The sequence below is a fragment of the Streptomyces sp. KL116D genome (assembly GCF_030766975.1).
Taxonomy (GTDB): domain Bacteria; phylum Actinomycetota; class Actinomycetes; order Streptomycetales; family Streptomycetaceae; genus Streptomyces; species Streptomyces longispororuber_A.
Genome location: NZ_JASERH010000153.1, coordinates 66,673 through 74,805, shown reverse-complemented (window position 1 = coordinate 74,805; position 8,133 = coordinate 66,673). Strand labels below are relative to the sequence as shown.

9 protein-coding genes are annotated in these 8,133 nt (G+C 71.0%); 2 read left to right on the top strand and 7 right to left on the bottom strand.

From position 1 onward, the window contains the following. Both RBJ77_RS60815 and RBJ77_RS60810 read right to left on the bottom strand, forming a co-directional pair. Positions 1-593 (bottom strand): TerD family protein (locus RBJ77_RS60815; protein WP_372352763.1); only part of this gene is annotated, 593 nt, incomplete at its 3' end. Between the two features lie 123 nt (positions 594-716). Further along, positions 717-1,313, bottom strand: coding sequence for a M48 family metallopeptidase (locus RBJ77_RS60810; protein ID WP_372352762.1), 597 nt, complete (start codon positions 1,311-1,313; stop codon positions 717-719). Between the two features lie 187 nt (positions 1,314-1,500). Between RBJ77_RS60810 and RBJ77_RS60805 the strand changes: the two genes are divergently transcribed. Both RBJ77_RS60805 and RBJ77_RS60800 read left to right on the top strand, forming a co-directional pair. Then, positions 1,501-2,664 carry a ThiF family adenylyltransferase gene (locus tag RBJ77_RS60805; RefSeq protein WP_372352761.1) on the top strand — a complete coding sequence of 388 codons (1,164 nt, stop codon included), beginning with the start codon at positions 1,501-1,503 and terminating at the stop codon, positions 2,662-2,664. 68 nt (positions 2,665-2,732) lie between these two features. Then, complete coding sequence (locus tag RBJ77_RS60800) at positions 2,733-4,091, top strand: ABC1 kinase family protein (protein WP_372352760.1); 1,359 nt, start codon at positions 2,733-2,735, stop codon at positions 4,089-4,091. Here the strand turns inward: RBJ77_RS60800 and RBJ77_RS60795 are convergent, their stop codons facing one another. From RBJ77_RS60795 to RBJ77_RS60775, 5 genes are all read right to left on the bottom strand, one after another. Next, the gene (locus RBJ77_RS60795) at positions 4,092-4,295 is read right to left on the bottom strand and encodes a hypothetical protein (protein WP_255973288.1); all 204 of its coding nucleotides are present in this window, start codon (positions 4,293-4,295) and stop codon (positions 4,092-4,094) included. Positions 4,296-4,426: 131 nt separating this feature from the next. After that, a complete protein-coding gene (locus RBJ77_RS60790) occupies positions 4,427-4,750 on the bottom strand; it encodes a hypothetical protein (RefSeq protein ID WP_255973290.1) in 324 nt (107 codons plus the stop codon). Continuing rightward, positions 4,747-5,115 carry a WhiB family transcriptional regulator gene (locus RBJ77_RS60785; protein WP_255973292.1) on the bottom strand — a complete coding sequence of 123 codons (369 nt, stop codon included), beginning with the start codon at positions 5,113-5,115 and terminating at the stop codon, positions 4,747-4,749. The genes RBJ77_RS60790 and RBJ77_RS60785 overlap by 4 nt, the downstream gene beginning before the upstream one ends. 187 nt (positions 5,116-5,302) lie before the next feature. Further along, a complete protein-coding gene (locus RBJ77_RS60780) occupies positions 5,303-5,626 on the bottom strand; it encodes a hypothetical protein (protein WP_372352759.1) in 324 nt (107 codons plus the stop codon). A gap of 162 nt (positions 5,627-5,788) precedes the next feature. Further along, positions 5,789-8,008, bottom strand: coding sequence for an ATP-dependent DNA helicase UvrD2 (locus RBJ77_RS60775; RefSeq protein ID WP_372352758.1), 2,220 nt, complete (start codon positions 8,006-8,008; stop codon positions 5,789-5,791). Between the last annotated feature and the right edge of the window lie 125 nt (positions 8,009-8,133).

The following is an 8,133-nucleotide window of genomic DNA, read 5'->3' as shown; positions in this document are numbered from 1 at the left end:
GCGGAAGCCTGCGCGGGCGGCGCGAACCCGGGGGCGGCCTGCGGCTGCGCGGCGGCGCGCTCCTCCTCGGCGACCTCACCGCCGAAGTTCTTCAGGAGCGCGTCCAGGCCGCCGTCGAAGCCCTGGCCCACGGCGGCGAACCGCCAGACGTCCTTCAGGTAGAAGTCGCCCAGCATCACCGCACGCTCGGTCGAGAACTCGCCACCGCTGAAGGAGTACCGGGCGACCTCCTCGCCGCCGGCGACGATCCGGATGTATCCGGGCGCCACCTGCGACATCTGACCGGCGCCGTCGAGGGTCGCGGTGAACGACAGCTTGTGGATGTGCGCGGGGATCTTGTCGAGCGTGACGCGGAACGACTCGCTGTCACCGGCCTGCGCGCCGAGCAGCTGGACGGATTCCTCGGGTGTCTTCGGCTGGTTGAAGAAGACGAAGTACCGGTCGTCGGACAGCCGCTCCTCGGCATCGAGGCCGAAACAGCTGATGTCGAAGGTCAGCCCGGGGCCGGTGATCTGTACGCCTACGTACAGATCGGTGCCCGCGGTGAGGTCACTGATCTTGGCCTTGTGGCCGCGTTGGAATTCCCTGGCCATGCGTAACGACCGTCCCCCATCCCGATGGTGATTGCGTCGCGCCAGGCTAACTGCAAACACCGACAGCGGAGGAAGTCGGTACAGCCCTGGTACACAACCGTCCCGGGAGCCCCGGGGGGACGATCACTCGCCGCGTGCGGTCGGCAGGTGCGGCAGACGGTCGGCCGCGACCACCCCTTCGAGGTAGCCGCGCGCCCGCTCGGTTCGCGGATACGCCTCCAGAAGGCGCCAGAAACGCGGACCGTGACCGGGGACCAGCAGATGAGCGAGTTCATGGACGAGCACGTAGTCGACGACGTACTCGGGCATGCCCTGCAGTCGGTGCGAGAGGCGGATGCTTCCCTCGGCGGGGGTGCAGGAGCCCCACCGGGTGTTCTGGTTCGTGACCCAGCGAACGGACGCGAAGCGGGCCTTGCCGTCGAGGTACTGCTCGGAGAGCCGCTGCGCGCGCTCGGCCAGTTCGGCGTCGCCCAGGACCCGCTTGCTCTCCTGCGCCGCGAGCTTGTCGAGCATGACGGTGACCCAGCGCTGCTCCTCGGCCTCCGACATGCGGGCCGGGATGAGGACCACCGTGCGATCGCCCTCGCGGTACGCGGAGACCGTTCTGCGACGCCGGGCGCTTCTGCGGACCTCGACCGCGCTCGCCCCGGGGCCGCCTGGCGGCGGTTTGGTCGTGCTGCGCTGCGTGTTCGTGGCACGGTGCAGTGGGTCGGCGGGCACGCCCCGACGTTACCCGTTGGGCAGGGCGGAAGTCCCGCCTCCGGAACTCTTCGGTGCGCTCCCGCGCCGCCGCCGTTTGATTCGTACGACTATCACCCCCAGCCTGTGGACAACTTTCCGCACGCTCGCGCCGGGACCGTCATGCTGGCTGTCGATCGACGTCACGGCAGAGCACGGGGGACCAGCCATGCATCCGATCCTGAAGCCGGCGCTGCGGCGCGGCTGGCACGACCTGAACACGGTGCAGTTCGGGATGACGCCCGCGCACGCGGTCGTGCTCAACCCGGTCGACCCGGCCACCGGCACCTTCATGACCCTGCTCGACGGGACGCGCGGAGTGCCGCTCCTGCGCGACGAGGCCCGCCGCATGGGTCTGCCCGACGGACACGTGGACGCGCTCCTGGACCGGCTGACCGACGCGGGTCTGCTGGACGACGCGACGGGTGGCGGCCCGCCCGCCGAGGCGCTGCGCCGGCGGTCGGAGGTGATGGACCGGCTCCGCCCCGACCACGCCGCACTGTCGGTGGCCACCTCCGAACCGGCCGAGGCGGTGCGGAAGCTGGCGGCCCGGCACAGCATGCGCGTGCAGGTGCGAGGGGCCGGACGGGTGGGCGCGGTCGTGGCATCGGTGCTCGGCGCGGCGGGCGTCGGACACGTCGACGTACGGGACGGCGGCTGCGTCGAACCGTGGGACGTGGCGCCCGGCGGACAGCCGGTGGAAGCGGTCGGCGAGCGCCGGGACGTGTCGGCGCGGCGCGTGGTGCGGGCGGTGGCCCCGGCGCGGCCGCCCCGTCCCGACCGGCGCAGGACGGAGCCGCACCCCGCGTGGCCGGAGGGCGGTGAGCCGCCGCTCTCCCTGGTGGTCGTCGCCCCGCGGGACGGACTCGCGGTCCACTCCCCCGATCCGGCCCACGTCGAGGACCTGACGGCGGCGGGCATCCCCCATCTGTACGCGGGCGTGGCCGAGGCCACCGGAATCGTCGGACCTCTGGTGCTGCCCGGCGGGACGGGCTGTGCGCACTGCCTGCTGCTCGCCCGCACGGACCGCGATCCGACCTGGCCGCGGCTGCTCGCCCAGTGGCGGTCGGGCCGGGCCGCGCGTCAGGTCCAGGCCTGCGACCTGGGTCTGGCCACCGCGGTCGCTGGTCTGGCGGCCGCTCATGCGCTGGCTTTCCTGGACGGGGAGTTGCCGGCCAGCACCGGGGCGCGCTGGGAGGCGTCCGCACCGGGACTCGACTGGCACGCGTGGCCGGTGCGGCCGCATCGGGAGTGTGCGTGCGGTGCGGGTGAGAGAGGTAACGGGCAGGAGACCTCCGTGGAGGAAGGGCCGCACGACACAATGGCGGGGTAGGCAATCGGCTGACGGCGTCATGGCGCCTGGGCATGCGCGGCACTGCTGTCCGGTACTTGGAGGGGTGTATGTCTGATCTTCCCCGCAAGGCGGTTACCCGTACCGCCAAGCTGGCCGCGCTGCCAATCGGCTTCGCAGGCCGTGCCACCTGGGGCATCGGCAAGCGGATCGGCGGCAAGTCCGCCGAGATCGTGGGCCGGGAACTGCAGCAGCGCACGGCGGATCAGCTGTTCAAGGTGCTCGGCGAACTCAAGGGCGGAGCAATGAAGTTCGGGCAGGCGCTGTCCGTCTTCGAGTCCGCGCTCCCGGAGGAGGTCGCCGGTCCGTACCGGGCCGCGCTGACCAAGCTCCAGGAGGCCGCGCCGCCGATGCCGACCCGCACGGTGCACGCGGTCCTGGAGGAGCGGCTCGGCGAGCAATGGCGCGAGCTGTTCCAGGAGTTCGACGACAAGCCGTCGGCCGCCGCGTCGATCGGGCAGGTGCACCGAGCCGTCTGGCACGACGGGCGCCAGGTGGCCGTGAAGGTCCAGTACCCGGGTGCGGGCGAGGCGTTGCTGTCGGACCTGAACCAACTGGGTCGTTTCGCACGGCTGTTGGGGCCGCTCATCCCGGGGATGGACATCAAGCCGCTGATCGCCGAGCTGCGCGACCGGGTCTCGGAGGAGTTGGACTACGCGCTGGAGGCGCAGGCCCAGCAGGCCCACGCCGAGGAGTTCGCCGACGACCCCGACGTCGTGGTGCCGCAGGTGGTCCACCAGAGCGAGCAGGTGCTGGTGACGGAGTGGATCGACGGCACGCCGCTGGCGGAGGTCATCGGCTCCGGCAGCCAGGAACAGCGCGACCGCGCGGGCCAGTTGCTGGCCCGCTTCCTGTTCTCGGGTCCAGCGCGCACGGGACTGCTGCACGCGGATCCGCACCCGGGCAACTTCCGGCTGCTGCCGGACGGGAACGACGGCTGGCGCCTCGGCGTCCTGGACTTCGGCACGGTGGACCGCCTCCCCGGAGGTCTGCCCGATCCCATCGGCACCTCGCTGCGGCTGACGATCGAAGGCGACGCGGCCGCGGTCTACGAGCTGCTGCGGGAGGAGGGCTTCGTCAAGGAGTCCATCGAGCTCGAACCGGACGCGGTGCTCGACTACTTGCTGCCGATCATCGAACCGGCCCAGGTCGAGGCGTTCACGTTCACCCGCTCCTGGATGCGCACCCAGGCGGCCCGGATCGCCGACATCCGCTCGCCCGCCCACCAGTTGGGCAAGCAGCTGAACCTGCCGCCGTCGTACCTGTTGATCCACCGGGTGACGCTCAGCACGATCGGCGTGCTGTGTCAGCTCGGCGCGACGGTGCGCCTGCGGGACGAACTGGAGGCGTGGATGCCGGGGTTCGTGGCCGACGAGGACGTGGAGCACGAGCCGGCCGTCGAGGCGTGATCACCACCAGTCGGAGTCGAGCCGCCCTTCGATGGCTCTGATGTTCTCCCGGGCACAGGCGTCACAGAAGTAGCGGCGAACGCCGCCCTCCACGGAATACGTCCAGGTGGGCTGGGCCCCGTGCGCGGTGGTGCCGCACCGGGCGCACACGAGGGCCTGGTGGTCCGGTTGCTGCGCGGAGTCCCCGCCAGGAAGAGACGTCACTCCGTGACGATAACTCCATGGACCGATGATCGCCGGGTGCCACGCACCGCGGGGCCGGTCCCTGCCGGACCGGCCCCCGCTCGTTCTGTCTCTTGCTGTCTCTTGCCGTTTTTTGCGCGACGCGCTTTCGGTTACTGCATCACGGCCATGGCGAGCGCGCGCCTGGCCCGCAGCGACGCGCGCTCGGCGCGCCGCTGCATCCGACGCGCGACCACCAGGCGCATGGCCTGGCGCTCCGTGTGCGCGTCCCTCAGTTGCTCGTGCATATGCGCACGAGCCAGGGCTTCTGGGATGAGTTGCATCTGACGGGTCCTGTTCTGACGCGAGTCGGTCGCGCCGGAGGTGGTGAAGTCTGGGATCGCGGAGCCTGTGGGCTCGCTCGTGGACGGCTTCATCGGGTCCTGCTTCTTCGGGTCGTGCGTCAGGGGGCGGTCGATCGTTCCTCGGGTGTTCATGCCGCGACCGGGTTCTTGCGCGGGCGGCCACGCGGCCGCTTGCGGGCCACGACAACTCCCTGGACGAACAGCTCGCCACCCCAGACGCCCCAGGGCTCACGCCGCTCCTTGGCACCGGCGAGGCAGGCCTCGACCAGCGGGCAGGTACGGCAGAGGGACTTGGCGTACTCGACGTCCGCCGGCGACTCCGCGAAGAAGACCTCCGGGTCGTAGGCACGGCAGGGGACGGGCACGCCGAGGTTCTCGATGGCGTCGTCGAGCGCGGTGAGCGCAGTCAGCGGGTTCAAGGTGGAGTCCTCCGTGGACACGGGCGGGGAAAGAGGGTCTGAAGGCGGTACGGACGGGGCGTGCGCTTCGAGTTGCACGGTGTCTTCTTCCTCGTCTGGTCATTCCGGCCGGTGGGCCGGTTGGCGGTGGTACCGGGTTCTTTTCTTGTCCCGAGGCCCCTTCGTTCTGGCTCCTCGGAAGATCGCTGGGTCTTCCGGGAAAACAGAAGGGCCGCGGATCCCGGGTGGGGTTCCGCGGCCCTGAAGGCGCCGGCCTGATCGTCGATCAGGCTGGATCACTCCAGGGTTCAGGCCCACGGAAGGCCCACATCGTGTGGTGCTGCGTCGTCTGCTTCCGGAATCCGGCACCGGCCGCGGCAAAGGCATAGGCCTGAGCCTGTGCCGTCGCTACTGCTTCCGGTGCCTTGGTCGGTCGCTCATTGCCCTCGCGGATGGGAAGACCCGAGAGGGACAGGCCGGACTCCGGACGCATGGCGCTGAGGCCAGACAGACCGGTGCCCAGGTTCGAGAAGCCGAGCAGGCAGGAAGCGACGACCGAGCGATCGGTCATTTTGACGGTGCTGATGGAGCTGGCCTTGATGCTGATCACTGGATTCGCCTCCTCTCGGCGTCTAGGGGACCGGTGCGAACCGGTCCGACGGCTTTCAAGTACATCACGGAACCAGGGCCTTCGAGAAGGCCGTGCTTTCGTGCTTTAGAACCTATGGGGATTGCTGGGGCATGCGCAAACTATTTTTTCGACGAGTTTGAATCAGTCGTCCCCGTCGGCACCTTCAGACTCATCGCTCACGGTCTGACCTGCGCAAATGGCAAGCACATCGGATCCGTACGTCCGAAACTTCCGCATGCCGACGCCCGGGATGCGGGACAGCTCGGCCTCGTCGTCCGGCGCCGCCTCGGCGATGGCGATCAAGGTCTTGTCGGTGAAGACACAGAACGCGGGCTGGCCGAGGCCGGCCGCCGTGCGGGCCCGCCACTCGACGAGCCGCTCGTAGACCCCTTCGTCCATGTCCGAGGGACAGTCCTCGCAGCGCATCAGCTTCATCTCGCCGGCTTCGGTGAGCGTGCGGCCGCAGACCCTGCAGCGCGCTACCTTCCTGTTGGCCCTGCGCCGGGCCCCGGCGAGCGGCCCCTTGGCGTCCGGTCGCGTCCCCAGCTCGACCCCGCCCCGGCCGCCGCCGGCGCCCCGGCCCACGGAGCCGGTGGAGCCCGGCCGCAGTCCGTCGAGGAACCGGCTCGCCCGACGGCTCGCCCGGCCGCCCGGCGAGCGGGACAGCGCCCAGGAGACCCCGAGGTGGCGCCGGGCCCGGGTCACCCCGACGTACAGGAGCCGCCGCTCCTCCTCGATCTGCTCGTCGGTCTTGGCGTACGTGATCGGCATCATGCCCTCGGCGACGCCGACCAGGAACACGGCGTCCCACTCGAGGCCCTTCGCCGCGTGCAGCGAGGCCAGGGTGACGCCTTCGACGGTCGGCGCGTGCTGGGCACTGGCCCGCTCGTCGAGCTCCGCCACGAAGTCGGCCAGGGTCACTTCCGGGCGGGCCCGCGCGAAGTCCTCCGCGAGCCGGACCAGGGCGGCGAGGGACTCCCACCGGTCGCGGACGGCGCCGGAGCCCGCGGGCGGTTCGCTCGTCCAGCCCTCGCCGGAGAGGACCGCCCGGACCTGGGACGGCAGGTCGACGGCCTCGTCGAGCCCCGCGTCGTTGCCCCCGAAGCGGGCTGCCGCGCGCAGCGCGTGGCCGGCCTTGCGGACCTCGGCCCGCTCGAAGAAGCGCTCCGCGCCGCGCAGCTGGTAGGGCACTCCGGCGTCGGCGAGGGCCTGCTCGTAGATCTCCGACTGCCCGTTCGTCCGGAACAGGATCGCGATCTCGCCCGCGGAGACGCCGGCGGCGATGAGCTCCCGGATGCGGCCGGCCGCCCCCTCCGCCTCCGCGGGCTCGTCCGCGTATTCCACATAGACCGGCTCGGGTCCCGCCTCGCGCTGGGAGATCAGCTCCAGGCGGTGCTCGGCGGCCCGGCCGCTGGCTCGCGACAGGATTCCGTTTGCGAGGTGCACGACCTGGGGCGAGGAGCGGTAGTCGCGGACCAGTTTGACGACCGTCGCGCTCGGGTGGCGGGTGCGGAAGTTGAGCAGGTGGTCGGGAGTGGCGCCGGTGAAGGAGTAGATCGTCTGACTGGCGTCGCCGACGACGCAGAGGCTGTCGCGCTCGCCGAGCCACAGGTCGAGCAGGCGCTGCTGGAGCGGGCTGACGTCCTGGTACTCGTCGACGACGAAGTGCTGGTACTGGGCGCGGACCTGCTCGGCGATGTCCTGCCGGTCCTGGAGGATGCCGACGGTGAGCAGCAGGACGTCCTCGAAGTCGATGACCGAGCGGTCCCGCTTCAGCGTCTCGTAGTTCGCATAGATCTGGGCGATCTCGGCGGGGTTGCGGGGGGCCTCGCGGCCCGCCTTGTGCGCCGCCGCGGCGTAGTCCGTGGGGACGGTCTGGGTGACCTTGGACCACTCGATCTCGGCCGTCACGTCACGCAGCTCGCCGCGGTCGAGGCGGACGCGGCAGGCGGCAGCGGCGTCGGCGACGATCTGGAGCTTGCGGTCGACGATCCGGGGCAGCTCCCCGCCGACGGCCTTGGGCCAGAAGAACTGGAGCTGGCGCAGCGCCGCCGAGTGGAAGGTGCGGGCCTGCACTCCCCCGGCGCCGAGCTGCCGCAGCCGGCCGCGCATCTCCCCCGCGGCGCGGTTGGTGAAGGTGACGGCGAGCACGGTGTTCGGCTGGAGGATCCCGGCGCGGACGCCGTACGCGATGCGGTGCGTGATCGCCCGCGTCTTGCCCGTGCCCGCGCCCGCGAGCACACACACCGGACCGTGCAGGGCCGTCGCCACGGCGCGCTGCTCGGGGTCGAGCCCGTCGAGCACCGCGTCGGCCGATTCCGGGACCTGCGGGAACAGGGTGGAGTGCGTTGCTGCTGTCACCCCGCCATGCTGCCAGGTCTGCGGGGGCGGGTGCGTCGCGCTGTCCACAGGCGGCCGGTGATTGTCGTACTAACGCGACCGACGTGCGGGAATGGTCGTCGCGTCGCGTACGTTCGACGTATTGC